This window comes from Paenibacillus sp. GbtcB18 (assembly GCF_019091125.1).
Lineage (GTDB): Bacteria > Bacillota > Bacilli > Paenibacillales > NBRC-103111 > Paenibacillus_F > Paenibacillus_F chitinolyticus.
Genome location: NZ_JAGXJX010000006.1, coordinates 192744 through 215594, shown reverse-complemented (window position 1 = coordinate 215594; position 22851 = coordinate 192744). Strand labels below are relative to the sequence as shown.

Annotated in this window: 24 protein-coding genes and 2 pseudogenes; 5 read left to right on the top strand and 21 right to left on the bottom strand. The window is 47.0% G+C overall.

Annotated features, from left to right (window positions below; all coding sequences use genetic code 11):
* Positions 1-34: 34 nt before the first annotated feature.
* Genes KVT34_RS18780 through KVT34_RS18765 form a run of 4 tightly spaced genes read right to left on the bottom strand, consistent with a single transcriptional unit; the run spans position 35 to position 4929 of the window.
* On the bottom strand, positions 35-988 hold the full coding sequence (locus tag KVT34_RS18780) for a carbohydrate ABC transporter permease (RefSeq protein WP_217560346.1): 954 nt from the start codon (positions 986-988) through the stop codon (positions 35-37).
* A 33-nt stretch (positions 989-1021) separates the two neighbouring features.
* Positions 1022-2383, bottom strand: coding sequence for an ABC transporter substrate-binding protein (locus tag KVT34_RS18775; protein ID WP_217560345.1), 1362 nt, complete (start codon positions 2381-2383; stop codon positions 1022-1024).
* Between the two features lie 7 nt (positions 2384-2390).
* Complete coding sequence (locus KVT34_RS18770; RefSeq protein WP_217560344.1) at positions 2391-2615, bottom strand: hypothetical protein; 225 nt, start codon at positions 2613-2615, stop codon at positions 2391-2393.
* Between the two features lie 40 nt (positions 2616-2655).
* Complete coding sequence (locus KVT34_RS18765; RefSeq protein WP_217560343.1) at positions 2656-4929, bottom strand: Ig-like domain-containing protein; 2274 nt, start codon at positions 4927-4929, stop codon at positions 2656-2658.
* 237 nt (positions 4930-5166) lie between these two features.
* On the opposite strand from KVT34_RS18765, the gene KVT34_RS18760 reads away from it, so the two are divergent.
* The 4 genes from KVT34_RS18760 to KVT34_RS18745 all read left to right on the top strand — a co-directional run bounded on the left by KVT34_RS18760 (position 5167) and on the right by KVT34_RS18745 (position 10386).
* On the top strand, positions 5167-7299 hold the full coding sequence (locus tag KVT34_RS18760) for a cache domain-containing sensor histidine kinase (RefSeq protein WP_217560341.1): 2133 nt from the start codon (positions 5167-5169) through the stop codon (positions 7297-7299).
* A 17-nt stretch (positions 7300-7316) separates the two neighbouring features.
* Entirely contained in the window at positions 7317-8375 is a 1059-nt protein-coding gene (locus KVT34_RS18755; protein WP_217560339.1) for a helix-turn-helix domain-containing protein, read from the top strand.
* Positions 8376-8611: 236 nt separating this feature from the next.
* Positions 8612-9640: a YrpD family protein gene (locus KVT34_RS18750; protein ID WP_254635007.1), complete on the top strand. Its 1029-nt coding sequence runs from the start codon at positions 8612-8614 to the stop codon at positions 9638-9640.
* Positions 9641-9924: 284 nt separating this feature from the next.
* Positions 9925-10386, top strand: coding sequence for a hypothetical protein (locus tag KVT34_RS18745; RefSeq protein ID WP_217560337.1), 462 nt, complete (start codon positions 9925-9927; stop codon positions 10384-10386).
* Positions 10387-10555: 169 nt separating this feature from the next.
* Here the strand turns inward: KVT34_RS18745 and KVT34_RS18740 are convergent, their stop codons facing one another.
* The 16 genes and pseudogenes from KVT34_RS18740 to KVT34_RS18665 form a co-directional block, all read right to left on the bottom strand.
* A complete protein-coding gene (locus KVT34_RS18740; protein ID WP_217560336.1) occupies positions 10556-11011 on the bottom strand; it encodes a DUF6630 family protein in 456 nt (151 codons plus the stop codon).
* A 180-nt stretch (positions 11012-11191) separates the two neighbouring features.
* Entirely contained in the window at positions 11192-11608 is a 417-nt protein-coding gene (locus tag KVT34_RS18735; RefSeq protein WP_254634984.1) for a DUF6985 domain-containing protein, read from the bottom strand.
* A gap of 53 nt (positions 11609-11661) precedes the next feature.
* Positions 11662-12150 carry a hypothetical protein gene (locus tag KVT34_RS18730; protein WP_217560334.1) on the bottom strand — a complete coding sequence of 163 codons (489 nt, stop codon included), beginning with the start codon at positions 12148-12150 and terminating at the stop codon, positions 11662-11664.
* A gap of 131 nt (positions 12151-12281) precedes the next feature.
* Positions 12282-12762, bottom strand: a pseudogene (locus KVT34_RS18725) (DUF6985 domain-containing protein).
* Between the two features lie 216 nt (positions 12763-12978).
* Complete coding sequence (locus KVT34_RS18720) at positions 12979-13635, bottom strand: hypothetical protein (RefSeq protein ID WP_217560333.1); 657 nt, start codon at positions 13633-13635, stop codon at positions 12979-12981.
* 236 nt (positions 13636-13871) lie between these two features.
* Positions 13872-14414 (bottom strand): DUF6560 family protein, encoded by a 543-nt coding sequence (locus KVT34_RS18715; protein WP_217560332.1) that lies wholly within the window; start codon positions 14412-14414, stop codon positions 13872-13874.
* Between the two features lie 155 nt (positions 14415-14569).
* Positions 14570-15283, bottom strand: a complete 714-nt coding sequence (locus KVT34_RS18710) for a pentapeptide repeat-containing protein (RefSeq protein ID WP_217560330.1) — start codon at positions 15281-15283, stop codon at positions 14570-14572.
* Positions 15284-15308: 25 nt separating this feature from the next.
* On the bottom strand, positions 15309-16100 hold the full coding sequence (locus KVT34_RS18705; RefSeq protein WP_217560329.1) for a hypothetical protein: 792 nt from the start codon (positions 16098-16100) through the stop codon (positions 15309-15311).
* Positions 16101-16159: 59 nt separating this feature from the next.
* Entirely contained in the window at positions 16160-17422 is a 1263-nt protein-coding gene (locus KVT34_RS31885; protein ID WP_254634983.1) for a hypothetical protein, read from the bottom strand.
* Positions 17383-18246: a hypothetical protein gene (locus KVT34_RS18695; RefSeq protein WP_254634982.1), complete on the bottom strand. Its 864-nt coding sequence runs from the start codon at positions 18244-18246 to the stop codon at positions 17383-17385. Before KVT34_RS18695 ends, KVT34_RS31885 begins: the two co-directional genes overlap by 40 nt.
* Positions 18247-18435: 189 nt before the next feature.
* Positions 18436-18879 carry an SMI1/KNR4 family protein gene (locus tag KVT34_RS18690; RefSeq protein WP_217560328.1) on the bottom strand — a complete coding sequence of 148 codons (444 nt, stop codon included), beginning with the start codon at positions 18877-18879 and terminating at the stop codon, positions 18436-18438.
* A pseudogene (locus KVT34_RS31880) lies at positions 18872-19021 on the bottom strand (HNH endonuclease); the annotation flags it as partial. The pseudogene KVT34_RS31880 and the gene KVT34_RS18690, both read right to left, overlap by 8 nt.
* A gap of 344 nt (positions 19022-19365) precedes the next feature.
* Complete coding sequence (locus KVT34_RS18680; protein ID WP_217560327.1) at positions 19366-19743, bottom strand: hypothetical protein; 378 nt, start codon at positions 19741-19743, stop codon at positions 19366-19368.
* Positions 19680-20570 carry a restriction endonuclease fold toxin gene (locus KVT34_RS18675; protein WP_217560326.1) on the bottom strand — a complete coding sequence of 297 codons (891 nt, stop codon included), beginning with the start codon at positions 20568-20570 and terminating at the stop codon, positions 19680-19682. Before KVT34_RS18675 ends, KVT34_RS18680 begins: the two co-directional genes overlap by 64 nt.
* The gene (locus KVT34_RS18670) at positions 20560-20838 is read right to left on the bottom strand and encodes a hypothetical protein (protein ID WP_217560325.1); all 279 of its coding nucleotides are present in this window, start codon (positions 20836-20838) and stop codon (positions 20560-20562) included. The genes KVT34_RS18675 and KVT34_RS18670 overlap by 11 nt, the downstream gene beginning before the upstream one ends.
* 204 nt (positions 20839-21042) lie before the next feature.
* Positions 21043-21585, bottom strand: a complete 543-nt coding sequence (locus KVT34_RS18665) for a T6SS immunity protein Tdi1 domain-containing protein (protein WP_217560324.1) — start codon at positions 21583-21585, stop codon at positions 21043-21045.
* A 249-nt stretch (positions 21586-21834) separates the two neighbouring features.
* Here KVT34_RS18665 and cdiI point away from each other — a divergent pair, with 249 nt between their 5' ends.
* Positions 21835-22218 (top strand): ribonuclease toxin immunity protein CdiI, encoded by a 384-nt coding sequence (gene cdiI / locus KVT34_RS18660; protein WP_217560323.1) that lies wholly within the window; start codon positions 21835-21837, stop codon positions 22216-22218.
* A 339-nt stretch (positions 22219-22557) separates the two neighbouring features.
* Here the strand turns inward: cdiI and KVT34_RS31875 are convergent, their stop codons facing one another.
* Positions 22558-22722, bottom strand: a complete 165-nt coding sequence (locus tag KVT34_RS31875; protein ID WP_254634980.1) for a hypothetical protein — start codon at positions 22720-22722, stop codon at positions 22558-22560.
* Positions 22723-22851: the final 129 nt, after the last annotated feature.

Sequence of the window (22851 nt, the reverse complement as noted above, 5' to 3'; positions counted from 1 at the left end):
GGAACCGCGCCAGCGTCCATTCCGCAAGGTACGGTCAATCGTAGTGGACCCATTTTTTCTGCACCTTCATTTGGATCAAGGTAAGCGTGAACAGGATCATGAACAGCACCCAGGCGATAGCCGAGGCATAGCCCATCCGCATGAAGGTGAAGCCCTCGCGGTACAGATACAGCATCAGGACGAGACTCGAATTGTTCGGGCCGCCTGCGGAACTGATATCTCCGCCTCCCGTCAGAACGTACACCTGCTCGAAAGCCTGGAACGTGCTGATCGTGCTCAGAATCACGACCAGGAACGTGGTCGAAGAGATGAGCGGAAACGTAATCGACAGAAATTTACGCAGTGTGCCCGCTCCGTCTATTTCAGCCGCCTCGTACAAATCCTGGGGCACGCTTTGCAAACCGGCCAGATAAATGACCATGATATAACCGATCCCCTTCCAGACGGCGATCAGAACCAGCAGCGGGATCACGAGCTTCCCGTCCTGCAGCCAGCGCTGCGGATCGAGTCCCAGCGAAGCCAGAATCGAGTTGGCGAAGCCGAAACGGGGATTGAAGATGGCATCCGACACGTACAAAATGACCGTCCACGAAGAGATCACGGGGATGAAATGGGCCATCCGGAACAGCTTCAGCCCTTTCAGCTTCTGGTTGAGCACGACGGCCAGGACCAGCGCCAGAATCGTCTGGGCCGGCACGAACAGAATCGCGAAATACAGCGTGTTCCACAGCGATTTCCAGAAGAGAGTGTCTCCGAACAGACGCCCGTAGTTGTCCAGTCCCGTCCATTTCGGCGGATTCATCATGTCGTACTGCGAGAAGCTGAAATAGAGCGAAGCGATAAGAGGCCCGGCGACGAATACAATAAAATGAAGCAGGTAAGGGGAGACGAGCAGCAGTCCCCATTTCCCCTCCTGATCAAGTTTTCCGAACTTTCTTGCCGGAGTCTGAGCTTTCGCATAGGCTTTGCCGCTTACGGTATCGTTCATAGAAAGCCCGACCTCCCTTCCGTAAATTGCGGTTTACTTCTTATAAAAATCATCCAGCACCTTCTGCACCGCCTTGTCGGCATCCGCCAGCGCGGCATCTATCGGGGCGTCTCCGAGGAAAGCCCGCTGCGCGTTCTCGTTGAACTTCCCGACCCACTCTTCCCATACGGCGTTGTTATCGAGAGTCTTGGCGAAGTCCAGGCTCTCCAGGAACGCTTTCCGGTTAGCCGGCTTCTCGCCCGCTTTCAGGAACACGTCGGAATTCGCGACGGATTTCTTCACCGGAATCGCTTCGCCGAGCGCCGCCCATTCTTTCTGGACGTCGTCCTCCGTGGCCCAGTATTTGATCCATTCCCAAGCCGCCTGCGCCTTGGCGTCCGCCGACTTCTGGTTCACGACCCAGGAGTTCGCGATAACCGGCGACACCCGCTTGCCGTCGGGCCCTTTGGGCAGCAGCGTGACATCATAGTTCAGCTTCGCTTCGTTGGCGGCCAGCACGCGGGCGTAGATGCCGATGCGCATCGCCGCGGAGCCGCTCGGGAATACCGCCATGGAGCTCTGGAAGCTTTTCAGATCCGCCGGGTCGGTAATAATGCCCCTCTTCATGCCGTCCACCATCCACTCGAACGCCTGCTTGTTCTGCGGGGTGTTGATGACCGACTTCTGTGCCGTCTCGTCCAGCACGCCGCCCCCGTAGGATTTCATCACGGAGAACCAGCCTTCCGTAATACTGAAGAAGGTCAGCCCGAACTGGTTGACGTTCTTCGGATCGAAGCCGGATTCGTCCGCCTTCTTGCCCTTGGCGTCAAGCGTAAGGAGGGCCGCATTCTTCTTCAAGTCCTCCCATGTCCAATTCTCATTGGGATAGGCTACACCGGCTTTGTCGAACAAATCCTTGTTATAGAAAAGCGCTCCTACCTGAATGCCCTGCGGCACGGCCCAGTACTTCCCTTTGGCGTCTTTGTTAAAATCCAGCCCGTAGTAGTCGTCCTTCTTCAAATCTTTGCCGATCCATTCGGTGAGGTCTTTAACCGCGCCCCGCTCGGCATATTTCATGACATAGACTCCGTCCGAGAGCCACACGTCCGGCGCCTGACCGGCCGCGATCTGCGTATCGAGCTTCTGATAAAACTGCCCGTAAGGCGCACTCTGGGTGTTTACTTTGATGTCCGGGTGCTTCTTCATAAACTTATCGATCAGTTCTTTCATCTTCGCATCCGACTTCCCGTCGGAATAATAACCGAGCAGGATTTCGACCGGCTTGCCGCCGCTCTCCTGGGAACCGCCGCCCGCAGTCGTTCCTGTCGTTTCCGCCGTCCCTTTCGAGCAGCCTGCACCCACAACCGCCAGAGTCAGTGCGGATAGAAGTACGTTCGTCCAAATCTTTCTTCTCATCTCTCGTTCAGCCCCTTGTCTCTTCAAAATGAAGTTGTTCATTCGGCGGTTGACCGCCGTTATTGCGAGCCCCCGCTAAAGCACCGGGACCTTCGCACGGCGCGCCGATCACGCGTTGAAAGCCTTTCTTGCGGAGTACGCCGCCCTCAACGGAAGCGGTACGCCGGTACGCCCGGCCCTTCGGGGTCCGGACGGACGGAGCGAAGTGCCGAAGCGCGCGCCTACGGTTCACGCACGCCGCCGCATAACGCCGGAAGCCCGGAATGTCCGCCCTACTCCCCCGTGCCGCCCCAGACGGCGGAAGCTTCACGTGGCTTATCGTAGGCATGCGCCCAGTAATAGCCGCCCGCCATCACCCGCCGGGGCGCGAAACCGATCTCGCCGGAATCGGCCTGAACAAGCTCCGACACCGCGGTGAAAGTCCCGTCGGCGGCGGAACGGCCGTCCACGTACTTGCCGCCCATCCGGGTGAATCGCCCGTGGACCGCGGCCGCGACGGGCTCGCCCGTCCGCATGTCCGCCGTCTTCAGCCGGACCGTGGCTCTCGTGCCGTCGTACGTCACCTGCATGCCGTCCACGATCATCGGCTTCAGGCCGGTGACGCCCGTCTTCGCGGATACTTCCGGCGAGGCCGGACCCTCGTTGCCCGACGTGTCGACCGCCGCTACACGGTAATAGTACACCGTGTCCGGCAGGAGACCGTCGTCCTTGAACGTCAGCCCGCGCGCGGTTCCGGCCAGCAGCTCTTCCGCGGGCTTGAAGCCCCGGACCGTACTCCGGTAGATCTTGTAGCCCTCGACTTCCATGTTATCGGTAGCCCGGCCGTAGGTCAGATCGATCCGCTGGTAATCAAAAGCGGCCGCTTGGGGCTTGCCTTTCACTCCCGAAGGAGGCCGGTTGTCTGCCGGCGGCTGCCAGAAGCGGGCGCCGGGACCCCAGGCGGAAGGCAGCGCGCGCAGCGTATCGTAGTGATGCAGCGCGATTCCGCCGAATGCGGCGTTCCCCTCGAACGCGGCGTACACTTTATCCAGCTCCCGCTCCATATAGGAGCGCCCTTCTTCGCTGAAGGAGATCGTTTCCGGATCGCCTCCGTCCGCGATGTCTTTGGTCTCTACGCCGAGGATGACGGAGTTCGGCTTTCCGATTTTATTGGCGTAGTCAATCTCTCCCTGCGCCTGCTGGATAATGCCGACACTTCCGTCGGCCTGATCCCGGTAATCCATGATGGCGATATAGTCCGCCGTATCCTGGATATGCTCGGACAGCCATTTCGTCGAGCCGTTCCACGTGATGCTTTTCGCCGTGTCCGACGAATCGTACCATCTCGGGATGGCGGGACCGACCGGCAGAGACAGGCCCGACGCCTCTTTGCGCTCCATCAGCGCAGCGAGCATATCGAGGTATTGAATCTGAACGTCCGGGTAGCCCGTTTTAAAATCCGGCAGCGAATACGGCTCCGTATCCACGTTTACTCCGTCAAACTGCTCCGCAGACTCGGAAGCGAGGTTATAATTCAGCACTTTCTCGAATTCCCGGAGCGCTTCTTCCCTATATCTCGGATAAGTTCCGAAGTACGGCGGAACCGTTCCTCCCGCTATCAGCGCCTGCACGCGGTATCCTTGGGCATGGGCCCATCGCACGAAATTCCGCACCTCGGGCCTCTCGTCCTCCAGCATGTCCGCGCTCCCTAATTTGTCGACCCCGAGATAAAGCGTCGTAACGGGGTCCTGATCGAACGTCTTCGTATCCTTCGCCATCGCATCCAGCACCTGGCGGGAACCCGGCGTCCGGATGAGGTTGTAGGACGCGTTCTCCCAGATCCACATGGAGCGGTCCTGGCGGGGCAGCACGGTGACCGGCTTCGTTCCATTCCCTCCGCCCGTCTGAACGTAGGTCGTCAGGCTCCGGCCCGTATGGCCGCGAACGTCGGTTGCCCGAGCCTCGATGCTGTTCGTCCGGGTTCCCGCTTTCTTCGTGTCCCATTTGTAGGAATAGCCGTTTCCTTTCTTCTCGGCCCGTTTCCAATTCCCGCCGTTTATGCGCACCTCGACGGACTTAACCGGGTTCGCGCCGTAAACATTCACCGTGACGTCGGCAGTGCCGTTCACCTTGTCGCGATCCGCCGGGCTTGTGATCGTTACCTGCGGCACGCCCGCTGCCGGATTATGCACCGTCAGCCGGGTATAAGCCGACCAGGCATTGTACCGGGTCGCCGTATCCTTCGCCCTGGCGATCAGCTCGACTTCCCCGTCGTATGCGGTCGTATCCAGGTCATAATACCAGGTACCCGCATCATCTCCGTCGGGATCGTCCATGTGGGCATCCGCCACTTTTTGACCGTTGATCACCAGCTCGACCTCGTAAGCTCCCGCATAAGAGCCGCCGATTCTTACCGTACCGACCTCCAGCCGGCCTCCGTCCCTGTGGGAATCTATCGTCAGCAGCGAAGCCGCATTCCCCCTGGATACCGGAAACGTCACTAAACCAAGCAGAAGAACCAGTGAGAAAAGAAAACCTTTTTTCCAGCCGTTCCATACGGATGTCACGGGATCAACCTCCTTGTCGGATTCATGTTCGTTTTACGTCCCCGGCAGGCGTGCAGCTTGTTTTGCGCTTACCGACGGGCGCTTTTCTAACGAGGCGATGAAAATAAAGCGTTTTCAATGTGTAGTTGTAGTATACGAGATGAAAAAGCGGCCCCGCATGGTTTTTTATTTACAATTGGTGTTTTTTTGCTACACTATTTTTAACTTGGACTATGAAAACGGAAAAGGGGTGGGACGATGAAGACCCGGAATTCTCAACGCAAAATCGTTTCGATCCACCGGCGGCTGTTTATTCTGATCATTTTCTTCATCGCTCTGCCCGTCTTGATGATGGGCTGGCTCTGGTACGAATCGTCCACCCGCACGATCGAGCAGTCCGCCATTGAAACGAACCGGCGTTTTATCGAACAAACCGGTAAAAACCTGGATTTGTATATCAAGAACCTGGAAAACTCCACGTATCCCATCGTAACCAGTCCCTTGACCCAGCAGTTTCTGGCGCCTGCTCTGCCCTCCGCTTATCCCTACTACCAGCTTACGGAAAAAGTCGAAAACGATCTGTTCGCGCAGATGATCTACGGACGCTCCGATATTGTCGGCATTTCCCTGGTCGGCAAAAACAGCCTGCAGATCACCGATTTCAGCGAGGCGAAAGAAATTCTGGATATGAACACGATCCGCAGCCGCAACGCGGACCTGCTGAAAAGGCTGGACACCCTCGGCAATTTCGAGATCCTCGGTTTAAACCGGGTCGGCTCCAGCCCCGTTCTGACCGTCGCCCGCAAGCTGCACAGCAGCTCGACCTATTTGTACGAGGGACTGCTGATCGTCGATCTTAATCTGGAGCAGATCGAAAATATATGCAAAGACGAATCGCAAGGAAGCTTCAGCACCTGGATATCCTCCGCAGACGGAGAGCTTGTCTATCATCCCGACGCCTGGAAGATCGGAACGCATATCTCCGGGGAACAGTTGATGCAGATTCAGGGAGGGGAATCCGCTTCCGCTTCTGCCTCCTTCCGGACGGATACGCCACAGGGGGAGGAACTCGTCATTTATGAAACCTCCCGGGTGACCGATTGGATCGTCGGGGCCAACATTCCGATGAAGACCATTATCGGGGATCTGATCCGCCTGCGGAACATCTCTCTTGCGGCTGCGCTGCTGCTGTTCTTGATTGCGCTTTCAATCGTGGGCGGCTACTCGCTCTCCATCACACGCTCCCTGACTTATTTGCAGCGATTGATGGCAAAGGTCGAGAACGGCGATTTTAATGTCCGGCTTACTTCCACGCGGGAGCGCAAGGACGAGATCGGGCTTGTGTTCCGCAGCTTTTCCAAGATGGTCAGTGAGCTGAACCGGCTTGTGAGGGAGGTTCATTCTTCCAAGCTGAAAGAGCAGGAGCTCATTATCAAGCAGAAGGAATCGGCCCTGCAATCCATGCAAGCGCATATCAACCCTCACTTTCTGTATAATTCGCTGGAAATCATCAATTCTCATGCGATCCTCGAAAATAACCGCAGCATCAGCAAAATGACGGCGGCTCTGGCACATATTTTCCGCTACAACACCGGAAACGCCGGACCTCTTGTATCGCTTGGCGAGGAAACGGCGCATATCCGCTCCTATCTGGAGATCCAGACTTCCCGCTTCCGCAATCTCCGGGTAGAGATTGACGTCGAGGAACCGTGGGTCCGTACCGTCCCGGCCGTCCGGCTGACGCTGCAGCCCCTGGTGGAAAACGCGTTTATTCACGGCTACCGCGACAAAAAGCCTACGTATATCGGCATTATCGGCAAGCCCCGCGAAACGTACTACGCCGTCGAAATATCCGACCACGGCAGGGGCATGAGCGCGGATGCGGCCGCGAAGCTGACCTCGCTGCTAGCCGGTGACGCCGGGTATGTGCCGTCGGAACCGGGCGGCGCCGCTTCGGTTGGTCCGGGCGAAGCTCCGCCGGCCGTACCCGGCCGTGCCTCTGCGGCTGTCGCGGATCTTTCGAAAGCGAGCCTTGAAGCCGTTGCGGCTTCCGCCGGCCGGGGAGCGGGTTCCTCCGCCGGGAACGGCCCCGGAGCGGCCCCCGCACCCGTGAGCGATGCGGAGATGCCACAGCGCCCCGCCGCCGGGAGTGCCCCGGCCTCGTTGCCCTTGCGCGGGCCGGAGACGCCGCAGAGGCCTGCCGCCGAAAGGACATGGCCGGATGCGGCCGGGACGCGGCCGGACGACGGCGCGCGCCAAGGCGGAATCGGCCTGCTCAACGTTCACCAGCGCATCCGGCTTACGTTCGGGGAGGAATACGGAGTCTTCCTCCTCTCTTCCTCTCCCGGTGCCGGAACCTGTTTCGAGATCCGACTGCCGTACACCAACTAAATCAGGGAGGTCTTGCCATGTACCGGATGATGATTGTCGACGACGAATACATGATACATTTGAGCGTCCGCAAAATGGTGGAAACGTCCGGATTGGACATTATCATCGCGGGGGAAGCGGAGGACGGAGAGGAAGCGCTCCGGCTGCTCGGGAGCTGTTCCCCCGACATCGTCCTGACGGATATCCGCATGCCCGAACTGGACGGGCTCTCCTTCATCGAAGCGGCGAAAAAGCGGAATGAACGGACCCAGTTCATTATTTTGTCGGGCTACAGCGATTTCGAGTATGCCCGGCAGGCGATCCGCTTCGGCGTTTCGGATTTTCTGCTGAAGCCCGTCGATCCCGACCAGTTCCGCGAAGCGCTTCGACGGGTGTACGACCAGCTCGCCAGCAGCGAGACGAAGCTGTCCCGCCAGCATGAGTGGCTGCTGACGCTGCAGGGGCTGAGCGGGGAGCTGCTGGAGCAGATCTGGGCCGCTTGCGAGGACAAAGCGCAGCTTCTGGCCGGGGAGGCGCTCCGGCATTACATGAGCTCGGGACCGGCCGAGCTCAGCCCCCCGCAGTTTGCCCACCATTTCACGGGCATGCTGGAGACGGAGCTGGGCAAACGGGATTTCCGGCTTGCCCGCTCCTACGCAGACCGCGAGTGGCCGGGCCATGCGGCGGATCTCGGGGAGGCCCTGCGCGATGCCTTGAGCGGCATGATCCGGGAAATCAAGGGGACCCGCAACCTCGGGTCCCGGCAGAACATCCACCGGGCGATGCAGTACATGCAGGAGCACTTTGCCCGCGAAGATCTCTCGCTGAGCGAGGTGGCGGAGGCCATCGGCATGTCCGATGCGTATCTGAGCCGCACGTTCAAGGAGGAGACGAACGTGAACTTCGTGAAGTACCTCATCCGGCTGCGGATGGAGAAAGCCAGGGACCTCCTGGAGCATACGGATTGTCCGACGACGGATGCCGCGTACCAGGTCGGCTTCTCCGACTACTCCCATTTCAGCAAAACATTCAAAAAAACGTACGGGCTTACGCCTTCCGAGCTTAGGAAACAAAGCCGGCAGCATCCGAACGGATAGTCCCGTATATACAGAAGCCGCAAACGGTCCATACCGCTTGCGGTTTTTTGCATGGTGATCAGGCGGGTACAACCAAAGCATATACCCCATTTTATGGTAATTTGATTACTTTTTATGGTATTTTTATTATTACTTTTTAACTATTTAGATGAAATTATTTACATTTTTACTAAAAGTGTTAAGCTTTTTTTGTAAGAACCCATAAAACTATAAAGGATGTGTGCCGTTTGAAGAAAATGAAGACCGCTCTCGCTTCCAGTCTCACTCTGCTGTCCCTTGTAGTCTCTCTCGCCCCTGTGTCCGCTTCGTCAAATAACCAGGAGCTGGAGAAAGAAGTCGCAGCCGGAATTACCGGTCAGGAGCGTCAGATCATGATCGACGTCATGAAGAACCTTCCCAAAGCAGAACGCGAAAATGTCATTTACATCGACGACAACGGGCAAATTTATGCCAACAAGACTGAATTGAAAGATGTTTTCGGCAAAGCGGCGGTATCGGAAGAGAATACCGTAACCGTCAGCAACAATGAAACCTTCACCCTGCCGAAAAGTACCGACTCGGCGACACTGAACAAGAGCGCTTCCGTTACCCCGCTGGCGGGTTATGCCTGTGGAGAAGCGGGCGGCCCGTACAGACGCGTGTTCTCGAATCCCGGTTATTCCTGGTGGTCCGGCAATGTATACCTGCCTTCCAGCACCAACAATGAAGTCTACGTGAACAACGCTTCTTCCAACGATACTCCTTACATTTATACGGGTGGACACGCCAGCAACGGAGCCTCCGAAGTCGATGCCGGATTCCAGTACAGCAAAACTTACAACAACTGGGCCCACTCGATCTTTACCGGCGGTGTCTACTACCATAACAACTCGTTCCGCTTCAAGGCCGGACAAAATCTTACGTTCAAATTCTACGTACCGGCAGACGGACAAGTCGCTCTATATGCCGCAGGTATCCGGTATGACACGAATGTGGCGGACAACTACACCGTTGTAACCACTGCGTCCGGCTGGAAAAAAAGCGGTACCGGCAACGAGCTCAAACGGATCACGGCCATCGCGAGCAACGCCTCCAAGCCTTACAACACCGGTACTTACCTGAAAAACGTTAAATGGTCGAATTCCATGATCGGCACCAGCTCGACCAGCAATCATCAATGGCTCGCGGCAGATACGGGCGGCTACTGCACCTATCCGAACTCCACCCAGGTCAGCGTGAACTACGTCAACGCGGGTGAGGAGACCGTCAGCATCAACATGAACTAGCCGGAGCTGCTTTCCATTCCGTTCATTCCCGCATTCGTTCCATAAATTCATCCCTTTGGACGGGGCGCAAGAAAGATACCGACCCTCCATACGAAACCACAAAAGGTATATCCCCCTGGAGGAGGATATACCTTTTTGCTGGTTGGTTTCCCCGAGCAGAGGAAAAATTATTTCTCTATTTGAGACCATCACGCGTATCCCCGTAGAATACCGCCCTCCTCATTCCCATATAGTGTAAACGCAACCTGATTTTAAATCCCACTAAAAACAGAGGAGATGAGTTGATGAGCGTAAAAAAATGGGTGCTCGGTTTAATGACAGCCGCCCTGCTGTCGTTAACGCTGTTAATCAGCGGAGCAACCGCAGCGCCGGTAACGAGTGTACACAGTATTTGGTCTACGAAACCTATTCAGGTTATAGACAACGGTACCGCTTACAAAGCTAAGGCCGGAAATGTCATCATCAGTTGGACGAATGAACCCCTGTCCTCGGGTGACAGCGGTTTCTTCAACGCTATCGTTCAAGCGGGTGGCAGCCAGTATGAGTTCCGGCTCGTCTCGTTCGGCTCCAGCACAAATGATGAGATTGAAGGCAAATTCGACATTTACAAAAATTCCACCCTGGTCGCCTCCGTGGCCGGAACCGCTTACGGATTGAGCCAGCCGGTCGGAAACTATTTCAAGTTCTACGACACGACCCAGCAGTGGCATGTTTCGGCTTATATTACGAGCCGGTTCGATTATTAAAAGCTTGGTGAGCAAGAAGGCTGTGTAAACCCAGACTCCACCACCGGAGCAAGGGCTGCCGTGTAAAAAGGTACATTTCCCTTCGTTTTAAGGGAGATGTACCTTTTTTTAGATCGCGATATCCTGATAACCGTTCATTTAATCAACGGAGCCTTCAAATTCCCTCATTTTAAAAATAATACTGTACATATCTTTCTTTCGAAGGAATTCTTTCGTCACGCAGAAGATCCACTTGCAGCAATTTTGTTTTATTTTCTAGCTTGGCAATGAAAAGCGCATAAAAGTCACCAGAGGTCGGATAGGAAAATAACCCGTATCCCCTTTTCGATATCATTTTATTCGCTTCCTTTATCTTGTCAGGCAACAATTCATATTCAAATCCTCCAAGCTCCTCAAGTTCTTCTTGTGAAGCTAATTCTATGTTACGAGCAAATTCATAATCTAACATGTAATCCACGATCTCGCGATCATCCTCACCTTTATAATCAAGATAGAGAAATTTCTTCGTAGACAGCCCATAATTTAATATACACTCGTGTATATCGAATGCCTCCGGGTCGCCTAAAATCGCTTCTACATCTTTCCTATCATCAAATATGTACTGTACAACATCTTTATTCGACATGCTGGTATCCTCCGTAAAAATTATTGAAACAATTCTTCGTGTTTATTGGGAATATATTCGGGATAGTTTTTGCGATAGAAGGTATCGATAAGACGCAGTAAAAGGTCCCATTCGGGATATGTCTGCTTGAGCCTAGTCGCCAGACTCATGCGGCCCTAGATAGCCCCTATCCCAAAGTATTCACATCGCAACATCCTGGTATCCTACTCTGGCTACTTCTTCATTTATTAGAACTACACCTAATCCATTTTCTTCGTCCCATGTAGAGTCGAAAGATAGCCCAATATATCTACCTTCGAGACTCTTCGTATATAGAACAGAAACTCCAACTAAACTTATCCTTTCGAGAAGTTGATCAATCGTTTCAATTAAGGGATAGTTTTCATCGAACGACACATCATAACCAAGTTCATGCCGTTTTTGTACGTAATAATCTAACAATGGTTGTAAAATGTTTTGCTGTATTTGCTCCCAATTTTTTATGAATGATTGATAAGCAATATATTGTTTTTCTAAAAACTTACCATCCTTTTCACCGCTAATTATTTCATCTTTTGCTTCTACAATTTTCTGTTTATCTAATTCACTTAAACCCAAGAAATTTGACATGCAAATTTTCAATCACTACATTTTTAAGTACTTCTTTTAACTTAATAAACGATTAACTTACCATCAGGCCAACTACCTTTCCACCCGCATGGAAAGTTACCCGATTCGTATACTTTAAGCAATTCCAGGAAAAAAGCTGGCTCTTTTTCACTTTTGTAATTGTACTCCATAATAGCACTTATAATATCCCATTTTACATTATCCAAAATTGCGGGTGATAACTCTTGCTGGGTTAAATATTCACCTATTTTAGGAGTTACATGCATTTCTATTATTTCTTTTCCCTCTCTAATCAAATGATTCCACTTTTTGTACTTATCAGGGAAGTTTAAAGATAAAAATTCAGTCAATTCATTTCCTGCCTCCAGTGTAATCTCTTCCCAGTACCTACTTTGAGAATGTTTCACAGCATTTTTCCAACTAGTTTCATTAATGATTTTAAGGTCAATGCTACTTTTAAGTGAGTTTCCACAGTTGGAAAACCAATTAATCACACTAATCCTCTCAACGATCTCTTTTTCTATAGTCATTTATTTTCCTCCCAATACAAAATATGACTTTAAATAAAAATTTCTTCAACTGTTAACCGGGTATTACATGGGTTACATGTGCTATTGGATTAATGAGGAGTTCATTCAGCATAGGGTAGAGCCCAAAAAAATTATAAAACAATATCTTGGAAGCCTACCTCAACTATTTCTTCATCTTCAATTTTCACAGTAAGCCCATGTTCTATTTCACAAATACAATTAAAAAGCAAACCAATTCTTCTAGCTCCATTTTTCCGCACTCTTCTGATAATCAATTGAGCTGGTTCAACTAAATGACCTAACTCTTCTTTATTTACAATAATGGGGTACAATCTTGTCAGCTTCATCTTCTCCCACCATTTCTCGATAATCCATGTAAACTTCTTGATAATAGTCAAAGATAGCCTCTTCTACTCTAGTCATAATATCGTCCATATTTTCAGCAAGATTGGTATATGCTTCTTTTTGAGCATCGTGAAATTCGCCTTCTTCATTTCCATACATACTTAAGATTATGGCTTTCTCTTTTCCAAATATTTTTATTTTCTGCTGTCCGCTCCAATATAAATCGTAAGAAATTTCACCAAATAATTCATGATTAAGATTAGCCATGCCCATCACTCTCCTAGCTTCTTTTTGATATTATGTTCTCCAACTCCATCAATGCCCGCGTCTATCATCATAAGTACTATACTTCGGTGTTACATCATAACCTTTTGTTACCTTAGGAACATCACCCGTCCCCTTAGTTGTAAAACTATATTAGACAACAAAAAAGCAGTAACTGGGTTACCAATTACCGCATAGCGATGTCAAACAATTTGTGTACTATATTATCACAACTATTTTATTTTCTACGATGGTTCTAAAATTCGAATAATTTCGCATCATATTATTACCGTATGCACTTACAGCTTCATTGCCATTTATGATACTCTCATAATTTTCTTTAAATTCTTTTTTTATCGACTCGTCTAAACTAGCATAGTATCTTTTAGTGGCTTCTTCTGCTAACTCACGTGAACCGTATGTTAAGATAAAACTAATATCAACCACATAACCATTTGGAGGATAAAATCCTCTCACAGCAACTTGTTTAACAAAGTTATCCAGATCATTCATACAACATTCGACAATCGGTATGAATACACTATCTAACCAGTTAGTGAATTCTTTAACGGTACGTTCCCAATTTTCCTCATTTGCGATATTCCAATATAATTGCCCACTTGGAACATTGCATTGACGGGTATTAATATGAAATATTTTATCTTTCGATTTTAATGGGATAATTGCACACTCGCCATAAAATGCTACATTGGTATCAGATATATTATTCCAGCTTGTATAAAAAAACACCTTGTACATGAAATTCTTATCTTTTTTTGTCATCCAATGACCCGACTTAGAATATTTCCATCCACTGGCCGTATACTTTTCAGATATTACACTGCATACGTTATCAAACGCTTCGTTTGCTTTCATATTTACACCTCAGTCTAAATGGTCTGCATTCATTAAAAAGGGTAAATCATGGTAATATACGACCATAATCAATCTGTTCAATGCAACGAAATAGCGTTATTTAACGCTCCACCAAAACAGTAGCCCCCTCAAAAACTTCTTACCTATTCGCTAAAGGCTATTTGGAAACAAAGAAAAAACAGGTCAATCATAGCAGCAACTCACCATAACCGACCTGTATATTTTTATTGAAGAGATTACTGGTAAGAATTTATTACACGTATTCGTTCAGAGATTATTGCCCACGCATGAGAAACCCTCTCCGAACCTAATTTTCGAGATAAATGCTTTACGAAATCATGAATACCTCGATTCTCAAGCGTGACTGTTATAGACTTTTTGTTCGACCTGATAACAATGGCTCCACCGTAAAGCGTAGTGTTCTCAACTCTAGTAATATCGGCAAAACGTATTGTTTTCTTTCCATACCATTTGTACGTACGAATTGCCTCTTCATTTATAACCACCTTAGAGATAACCGCTCCAATCGAACAGAATCCAAGAATCAGCGCAAACATTCCACATGCGGCAACTGCTTCTTCTTTTATCTTGGGTTCAAAAAGCAATACAACTGTAGCGGCAACAAAGACTAAAGCTAATAGAAAGACTCCCAATTTGATGAACCAGTGCGGGGAAATCACCATCTCCCCATTTTGATTGATTTTGGCCGGTTTTAGGCAGGACGCCCACATTCTTATTTTTATCTTATGTGAAAGTTTCTGAACCAAATTGTGTTCCAATATGATTTCTCCATTTCAAAATTTGTTGATTAGGAGCTTGCATCTCTTTTTACGTAGAGACTACAGCACTTGTTTTTATCCAAGCAACTATCCCTCCCTTGATTATGGGCATAACGAAGACCGCCACTCAAAGATGACAGTCATCATGAAGCCTATTATACCATCTTTAAAATCTCTTCTCTGACAGCATCATCGAATATGGCTCCCTCTACAATAGCGCCTTTCCAAGAAACATCGTTAAGCTTTACATTTGTAAAGTTTGCCCCTGTAAAATTCCCTTTACAAAGTATGGCTCCTGTTAAGTTCCCACCTGTAAAATTTGCATAACTAGCATCTACTTCAGATAAATTCGCACTTATAAAATCTGATTCTTCAAAATTGCCGTTTACAAGATTAGCCCCTCTCAGGTCTGATTCATCAAAATAAGCTTTTGAGGCGCTTATTCCATGTAAATTGGCTTGGCGGAAAGTAGCTTTTATCAAGATTGATCCTGACAAATTACCATTACACAGCTCAACTTCATCAAAACATGTCTCTATGCATGTACTTATTTTTATTTCAGCATCTTTCATTTGTGCATTACGCAGAGTTGCTTTACTCAAGACACAATCAGCAATATCAGCACCCTCAAAATTGCAGCTATCAAAATTTGCTGAAAAAAATTCACAGTCCCGAAGGGACGCCCTAATAAGAGACGAAGCTCTTAAATTTACATCGTTAGCAAATATACGATTTGCTATGACCCCCGTTAAATCTGAAAACGAAAGATCCATACTACTCACTTCCAAGCCATCAATAAGTTCATTATTGTATCGAGATTTATTTAGTATTGCCAATATGTTCGATTTTTCATCATTTTGATTATTCATTTCCCACACCACCCATCAAACACATTTATCCTTCCAAATACTTCTTCCATGTGGAATTGGGACTAAATGATACTCCCATGCGATCTTCATCAAAACTGGGCAAAGCAAGGATCTTCGCTGATTGTAAATAATTCATTACATTCAACCACTTATCTAGAAAAATCTCTTTATCTGCCTCCCAAGGTTTATCCATAATATCAATCCGGATTCCTCCCCAGCTAAGTTCAGTTACAATTCCAGGAGAGTTTTTCAAAAAATCTCTTCCAAATAAATCCAATATGTGGCCGCCAAAATAGGTTCTTACTCCTACACCCAGCGGTCCGTTAGGAAGAAATTTTACCGGCACAGGCTGTGAGCATAAATTCATCCACATATGCTGACGCTCCCTCTCAGAATTCCAGGGATATGTCGGAGGCCAAAAAATATGAGTCACTCCCCACCGAGGTTTAACATTCTCGGCAATTTGATCGGATAGGTCAAAGAAAACTGACCACAATTTTTGAGGCATAGACTTATTAAACTCAAAATCCAAGTAAGAACGTGGATTTGTCAGCAAACTAAAACTCCCAGAATACTTTACAGATTTATCCCTATGAAGATTAATTTCAGATACCCTACGTTCCATGATCGCTTTTTCAATGATTTCATCACGATTATATTCTACACGTATCGTCTCACTATTCCCCCATTGAGTGGGGGTGAATTTGGTGTTATTTTCAAACACACCCAGTAAATTACTAAGAACCTGTTCATCGCATATAGATACTGTTGGGTACATGCTTATGGAAAATAAATTTGGGTCTTTCCAGCTCTTCATTTATAATTGTCTCCTTTTGCATCCATAAATCTCAAGCCACAATTAACTATGACTATAGTTTATAGAGTTTTCCAACGTCCACCATTAGGCAAGTCCTTATTGTATTCCCATACGTGCGTTATTTTTCCTGTTTTAAGATCGGTATAAAAAACATCGCTATCTTTGCCTAATGGGCCACTTGGTCTTGGTTTTGGAGGATTACCATATAAATCTGGCTTATCGCTGGACATTGTAACCGTATGACGACCATTTAGTTTGTCTTCTATCATTTCCCGTTGTGCACGCATCTGATCATCATTATAAATAACTTGATCTTCCCCGCCCGTTTTATGTTTGTGATCGTGTACTAAATCTACCTCACCTTTATCATTACGTCCAATACTGTCTGGACGTGTTTCCACTCCTTCAGATGATGTATATTTAATAACCGGAGCTTCATTATTATTCTTTATTTTATGTCCCAGGTAATCTTCTAAAGATTGTCTACCGGTTCCTTCTTCTATCATTCCACGTTGACTACTATTCTTCAATCGTTCATTTATGACATCCCACTTATCACGTGGTTCGGGCTGCTTGCCGAGATTTTTTTGTTTCTCGATATAGCGTTCATATCTAGCATCATCAGCTGCTTTCGTATCCCCAGCTTCATCTATTTTACGTCGATAATATTTCTCTTGTTCTGATGTCAAGCCATTTTTGTTAAGTTTTGTATTATCAGGGTTGCCTGACCTACTGTCACTATAATTACGTGTCAAGGCTTTAGCACTGCTATTTGCAGTACCTGCATCCGGCCGTATCATCTTACTTGCAAGATTAGGTAGATTCTCTGGGCTGAATCCACTAACTAATGCAGGCTCTAGGCCTACACGTGGAATAGTTATACCATTCGCAAGCTTTTGTCCCAATTCCCTGACGCCTTGGCCCATATCCATAAAATCGCGGGTAACTTTACCTAAAACAGCATTCCCGATTTTTTGAGCAAATTGCTGGGTTTCCTTCATGTAGCCCTTGCCCAAACTCGTTCCCCAATCATTTAAATTCCCTACAAACTTTCCAAAACCTTCTCCTATTTTGCCAAATCCGTCCGCTATCCACTTAGGGGCTATTTTAGTGGCTCCCTGTGAGATATATTCGCCTATCGTCTTCTGGGCTATCTTGGCATCCAGCAGACCTGCCGTTCCAAACCCGACCCCTGCAGTGAACAGCACTTGTCCCCAACTGAATCCCGGATCGCCGTCGGTAAGTTGACTGACGATACTTTCGGCGGCGCCTGAGACGCCCCCTACAACCATCTTGCCCAGTATCGGGGCGCCTGCGCCCAACGGTCCGAATACGGCTCCGGATACGGCCCCGATAACGGATTCCCGGAAAGCATCCGCCGCATAATCTCCAAAATCACTGACTTCCCCGCGCGAGATATCCGAGATGGCCTTAGCCGCCACTGCCGCTGTTCCTGCGGCTCCGCTCCGGCAGCCACGGCGGCAATGACAACGGTACCTGCCCCTAGTGTCGCTACCGTTACGGCCGCTACAACAGCTACGACCGCTACAATGGCTAGGGCGCCGACAACATTTCCAAGCAGCTTCCCCCAACTGAACTTCTTCTCCGGCGGCGGAGGTGGCGGGGGTGGCGGCGTCCCCTTCTGCGGCTCATCGTTGTACGGCGGATACGCGGTCTGGTCCCTTCCCTCCGCAAGTACGTTCTCACTGAGGAAGTGGTACTCGCCTTCAATGGCAAATCCGCTCTGCGCCGCCAGCTTCTTCGCCATCAACTGGCTTGTCGCCTTGATCACGATCCGTTTGGGCGTATACAGCGAGATGTCCTCTCCGGCATTCAGCGTCAGCTTCTTGTGGCTCGTAATGGTGACGCCGCTCGCATCGTCGAAGCTCAGCTTCAGCGGCTCTTTGCTGCCGCCTGCCACGTTGACGGCCGTCGGCGTCAGCTCGACTTCGCTTCCGTGCTCCGTGCCGAAATACCGGTTGCTCGGATTGCCCGTCTTGGCGCAGCTGTCTCCGTTCTTGCGCACGCAGTCGAGCACTTTCGCATTGCTGCAACTGTCGTCAGGCAAATACAGGCTCGCATCGGTGCCGACCTTCGGCATGCAGTATTGTGGGAAACCGGACATAACAAAAAACAGGTCAATCATGGTCGTATCTGACCACAATTAACCTGTTCGATGTAACGGAATAGTGACATTTAGGTTATAAAATTAATCTTTATACGGGTATAGCATGGGCTATATACGTTATCTTTAATTCATTCGGCAATGGGTACCGGCTATTTCAGTGTTAATGCAAAATGTGTAGTTTCAGCTTTTTAATTGTAACAAGAAATATTAATTATATTCATCATCGTACAAACTATCAATAAATTCTTGGATATTTTTCGCCAAGAAATGCATGTTATCCATAGCATCCTCATACTCTTCATCATGTATCCAGAAAAAAATCTGATCATGGAACTCTTCTCTTATACCTAAACAAACTTGATTACCCCCAGAATCTCTCGCTATGGGAATAAATCCAATTTCTAGTATTTCTTCAAAAAATCCAATTTTCTTTTCAAGATTATTTTTCATATTACCAATACCGTAAAAAACATTTAATGCACTTTCACCCTCATCCGATGGAATTTTAAAAACATTTGGTTCTACACGCCCCCCATTATACTCCAACAAAAAATCTTTATATAACTTAGGTAATTCAATCTCATTAGTTTTCTCAAAGTTCTCTACTTGCTCTAATGATACCGTTTCATGGATTTTTACAATTTCAGCCATTCTTATTACTCCTCACTTTTTTATTTTTACCATTGACATTAGATTGTCCACCTCTATGTTTAAACTCATCATGAATATCAGAATCCACTAGAACCATAGTCTCTCCATCTTCGTGATGATGCCAAGTATATCCTTCAGGAGGTTCGTTTTTACTCGGTACTGGTGGATCAGAATCTTTAGTTAAACCTGCTTCTAAGTCAGGTCAATCATGGTGGTATCTAACCATAATTGATCTGTTCAATATAACAGAGTAACTTAGGGTATAAACTTCAAGCAATGTGAGTACAAACAAAATGACGAAATCTTTGTAAATTTGACTTGAGTTATGTCTCTTGGACTCAGCTTCCAGCCTCATTCGGCACTGGGTAGGAGTTGAAACAAGAGCAAAAGAAAACCACAATACGGACCGCTATCTCGCATTGTGGCTTGGCTGGTTGTAGTGTATGATTTTGTTGTAGGGTGTAAACACATACACAAAAAACAAATCTAGTTATTAAATAGTATGTTTATCTGCTCAGTTTCTACAAAATGTCCATCAAATACTTGCCAACATATTTTTTTTTCACCTTCATGATCATCAATCAAAAAATATCCCGTTATTTCTGGGATTATTGCTATTTTAGAAATTTGCTGTTTAATAAAATCTAAGTGATACTCTCGTATATCTGCCCCATAAAAGATATACGTAGTCCAATTTACTTGGTTTTCAGGGAAAACCCACCCTGATTGGTACAATTTCCGGGTGTTATAATTTAATTCAGTGTCACTATAATTTTTGGTAAATTCCCTACATATTTCTTTTACTTTACTAACATCGTGTTCTTCACATTCAAACCAACCTCTAATTGAAATATATTTCCCCATGTCAATCCCCCATACCTGTTTTTACTATAACGCCTTTCTCTTCTAAAGATATTACGAATTTTAGGATGTACACCATATTTGAACCAATACTCTACTGTTAAACCATGTTCTTCTGCATATTGTATTGTAGCTTTAAGTTGCTGTTTCATCTTCTTATTTATAAAATTATCGGGCTTGGTGACAGCAGACATCGACCTCTTAGTCTCAATTACTGCATCTTTAGTAACACTATCAAGTTCCCTTTCTCTGCCCTTTTCTCCGTAGATCACTTCTTTACCACCGATTTTCTTTCTTACCAAGTCTTCATAATGTCTATCCATCGCTTGACTGTAGTGTCCTTTTTGCATTAATTCTCTTGCTTTATTAGACAATTTTAGCTTGTCCTCAACACTACCCGTCCCCTCAGACTTAATGCCTGTTGCTTCTTTCGCCGCCTTATCCTGCGTTTCCTTCATGTAGGCCTTGTAATTTTCGTGTGTGTCCGAATAATAAGGTTTTGGACCTTGTTCTGCTTTGGGTAATTGAATATTGGGTGATGAGCCGATGCCAGCTAACGCTGGTTGTCTCTGTCCAAACGAAATGCCGCTGAGTCCGTCTATATAACTCTTGGCTTCTTGCAAATACTTTTTCCCGAGATTACTTCCTGTTTGGGCCAGATCGCCCATCTTTAGGTACAATTTTGTTCCAACTGAAAGAGCACCATCCTTCACCCACTTAACAGCTGGTCCGGCCGCTGCAAAAATACCGCCAAACAGGACCCCGTCTTTAAATGCGCCCATACCTCCTGCTAAGGTTGGCTCCCGGCCCTCCATAAGTTCAGATGCCATTTTGGTCCCGTCCCTCCGCAAGTACGTTCTCGCTGAGGAAGTGGTACTCGCCTTCAATGGCAAATCCGCTCTGCGCCGCCAGCTTCTTCGCCATCAACTGGCTCGTCGCCTTGATCACGATCCGTTTGGGCGTATACAGCGAGATGTCCTCTCCGGCATTCAGCGTCAGCTTCTTGTGGCTCGTGATGGTGACGCCGCTCGCATCGGTGCCGACCTTCGGCATGCAGTATTGCGAGAAAACCGACATAACAAAAAACAGGTCAATCATGGTGGCTTCTGACCATAATCGACCTGCTTCGCGTAACGAAAAAGCGTTATTTAGGTTAAGAAATCAAAGTATTTGATGTGCGTACAATCAAAACGACGAAATCCCTGCACGGGTATTACATGGGTTATATGTGTTATTGGTTGAATTATGAGTTCATTCAGCACTAGGTAGCCCCCAACCAAAAAATTGAACCAATTACTTGAGTCACTCAATCTGACCCATGAATTCAGTTATCAAATAGATATGTTCTATCAACTTCACTTTTTTTAAATTTTCCACTTTTTCTGTCCCCCCTAACCCAAGAAGAGGAACATAACCGAAACATTCATCAAAAGCAGGTGTTTCATATTTTTTAATTGCATCTGGATATGGGGCCCAACCTAGAGCATTATTTAGGTAATAATCATCAAAGATATCATTAAAAAAGAACTTGAAATTTTTTGCCACTACGTTCACTTCATGTTTTCTGTAATTAAGCGACAATAAATACTCATCTTCCCAAACTAAAATATCGCCCATAGCTGTAGTGAATAATGGAATAGCCCTTTGATTTCTATTATAAGTGTCATTTAATACTTCTTGAAAATCGTCGGGATTTACAACCCTAAGATAACCATCATTAATGCCACCAAATCCGAAATTTCTCCATACTTCAACCACTTGGGCGGGTACATTATCCTTGTATTTTTCAATAACACTTATAGGGGTCTTTTCTTTAAACTTAAAATCATCAAAGATTTTAGACATACTTCCTCCTTTAATTACTCTCTTAATTTGATATTCAAATAGGTAGACTTTCTTTCTTCTTCTGTCATATTTTTAGCTAAGAAGTGGATTGGAAGCTGCAGAGGATGCTTTGGCAAAGGAGTCATCTGGAGTCTTGCCAACTGTTTGGTCAGGCGTGGATTCAAAAGGTGTATCATGGATTGGATATTTTAGAAATGGCAAAATTGATTCGTTTTTTCCGGCAACACCTAATCCATAGGAGGAAGAAGAATGAAAAACTTATTAGATTCTACTGATTTGGTCAATATAGAGCATTCACCAATTCATCATTTAATTAATGCTTGTTATCTTCAAGGATCTTTTAAAAAAGCTGTGAAGTCTCTAAGTACTAAAGTTGGTTTCGGTATTGATTTGGGTGATTTTACTTTCTGGAGCGATTTGGCTGATTATGACAAGGCTTTATATGAAGAGGAGTTTAACGGTATTCATATTGAACTTGGAAGTGAATCAGTAATTCTTGATTATGAAATCTTCTATTATTATCTTGAGTTAGCTGCGAAAAGATATATTGAAAAAAAACAGGAGGATGAACAAGATTTTCAAAAATATTTCGAAAACATGAAAAAAATTCTGAACATCAAGGGTATTGTATAGCTTAAACGTTGGTGGGGGCTACCAGTGCCGAATGAACCCACCATTCAACCCAAAACACATATAACCCATGTAATACCCGTATGAAGATTTCGATATTTTGTTTGTACGCACAGAGATGCTTTAATTTCGTCAGAAGGTATCTCAAATCCTTCTGTAAATTCTTCTTTTCCATCGCCGACCACTCTACCACTGGAATCCCTCAATTCAGGGAAGCCTTTTTCTTGATTTTCTGTATATGGTGCAGTCTCAGAGCTTTTATATTCTTGTAATATAACATTACCATCTTTATCAGTTGCAATTGCATAACCCTAATTTTTGTCCCATCGTTTGTTACGATCGTTATATCTTTTTGCGCATTTTTCCAAACTTTTCGTCGGAAAATATTTCCTTTTGCTCTCTAAGCTTTTCCCATTTTTCACTTGCTTCCTTCCATTCTAATGGGTCCTTAGGTGTCTCACCAGCTTTATATTTTCTTTCACAATAAGCTTCATATTTGGATTGCAAAAAAGCTCAATCCTACTCATGGTTCAAGTGGGAAAGAGCTTTGAAAATTTATCAAGTGTTTGAATTATTTAGTGTTTGATTTGTTGGTTGTATTGTACGATTTTGTTGCTGGGATTGAAATCTGATTAC

What these genes read in the sequence shown, in the direction of transcription:
- KVT34_RS18780 (WP_217560346.1), bottom strand. Translation starts at nt 988, where the DNA reads ATGAACGATACCGTAAGCGGCAAAGCCTATGCGAAAGCTCAGACTCCG.
- KVT34_RS18775 (WP_217560345.1), bottom strand. Translation starts at nt 2,383, where the DNA reads ATGAGAAGAAAGATTTGGACGAACGTACTTCTATCCGCACTGACTCTG.
- KVT34_RS18760 (WP_217560341.1), top strand. Translation starts at nt 5,167, where the DNA reads ATGAAGACCCGGAATTCTCAACGCAAAATCGTTTCGATCCACCGGCGG.
- KVT34_RS18755 (WP_217560339.1), top strand. Translation starts at nt 7,317, where the DNA reads ATGTACCGGATGATGATTGTCGACGACGAATACATGATACATTTGAGC.
- KVT34_RS18750 (WP_254635007.1), top strand. Translation starts at nt 8,612, where the DNA reads ATGAAGACCGCTCTCGCTTCCAGTCTCACTCTGCTGTCCCTTGTAGTC.
- KVT34_RS18745 (WP_217560337.1), top strand. Translation starts at nt 9,925, where the DNA reads ATGAGCGTAAAAAAATGGGTGCTCGGTTTAATGACAGCCGCCCTGCTG.
- KVT34_RS18740 (WP_217560336.1), bottom strand. Translation starts at nt 11,011, where the DNA reads ATGTCGAATAAAGATGTTGTACAGTACATATTTGATGATAGGAAAGAT.
- KVT34_RS18730 (WP_217560334.1), bottom strand. Translation starts at nt 12,150, where the DNA reads ATGACTATAGAAAAAGAGATCGTTGAGAGGATTAGTGTGATTAATTGG.
- KVT34_RS18720 (WP_217560333.1), bottom strand. Translation starts at nt 13,635, where the DNA reads ATGAAAGCAAACGAAGCGTTTGATAACGTATGCAGTGTAATATCTGAA.
- KVT34_RS18710 (WP_217560330.1), bottom strand. Translation starts at nt 15,283, where the DNA reads ATGAATAATCAAAATGATGAAAAATCGAACATATTGGCAATACTAAAT.
- KVT34_RS18705 (WP_217560329.1), bottom strand. Translation starts at nt 16,100, where the DNA reads ATGAAGAGCTGGAAAGACCCAAATTTATTTTCCATAAGCATGTACCCA.
- KVT34_RS18695 (WP_254634982.1), bottom strand. Translation starts at nt 18,246, where the DNA reads ATGATTGACCTGTTTTTTGTTATGTCCGGTTTCCCACAATACTGCATG.
- KVT34_RS18690 (WP_217560328.1), bottom strand. Translation starts at nt 18,879, where the DNA reads ATGGCTGAAATTGTAAAAATCCATGAAACGGTATCATTAGAGCAAGTA.
- KVT34_RS18680 (WP_217560327.1), bottom strand. Translation starts at nt 19,743, where the DNA reads ATGGGGAAATATATTTCAATTAGAGGTTGGTTTGAATGTGAAGAACAC.
- KVT34_RS18675 (WP_217560326.1), bottom strand. Translation starts at nt 20,570, where the DNA reads ATGGCATCTGAACTTATGGAGGGCCGGGAGCCAACCTTAGCAGGAGGT.
- KVT34_RS18670 (WP_217560325.1), bottom strand. Translation starts at nt 20,838, where the DNA reads ATGATTGACCTGTTTTTTGTTATGTCGGTTTTCTCGCAATACTGCATG.
- KVT34_RS18665 (WP_217560324.1), bottom strand. Translation starts at nt 21,585, where the DNA reads ATGTCTAAAATCTTTGATGATTTTAAGTTTAAAGAAAAGACCCCTATA.
- cdiI (WP_217560323.1), top strand. Translation starts at nt 21,835, where the DNA reads ATGAAAAACTTATTAGATTCTACTGATTTGGTCAATATAGAGCATTCA.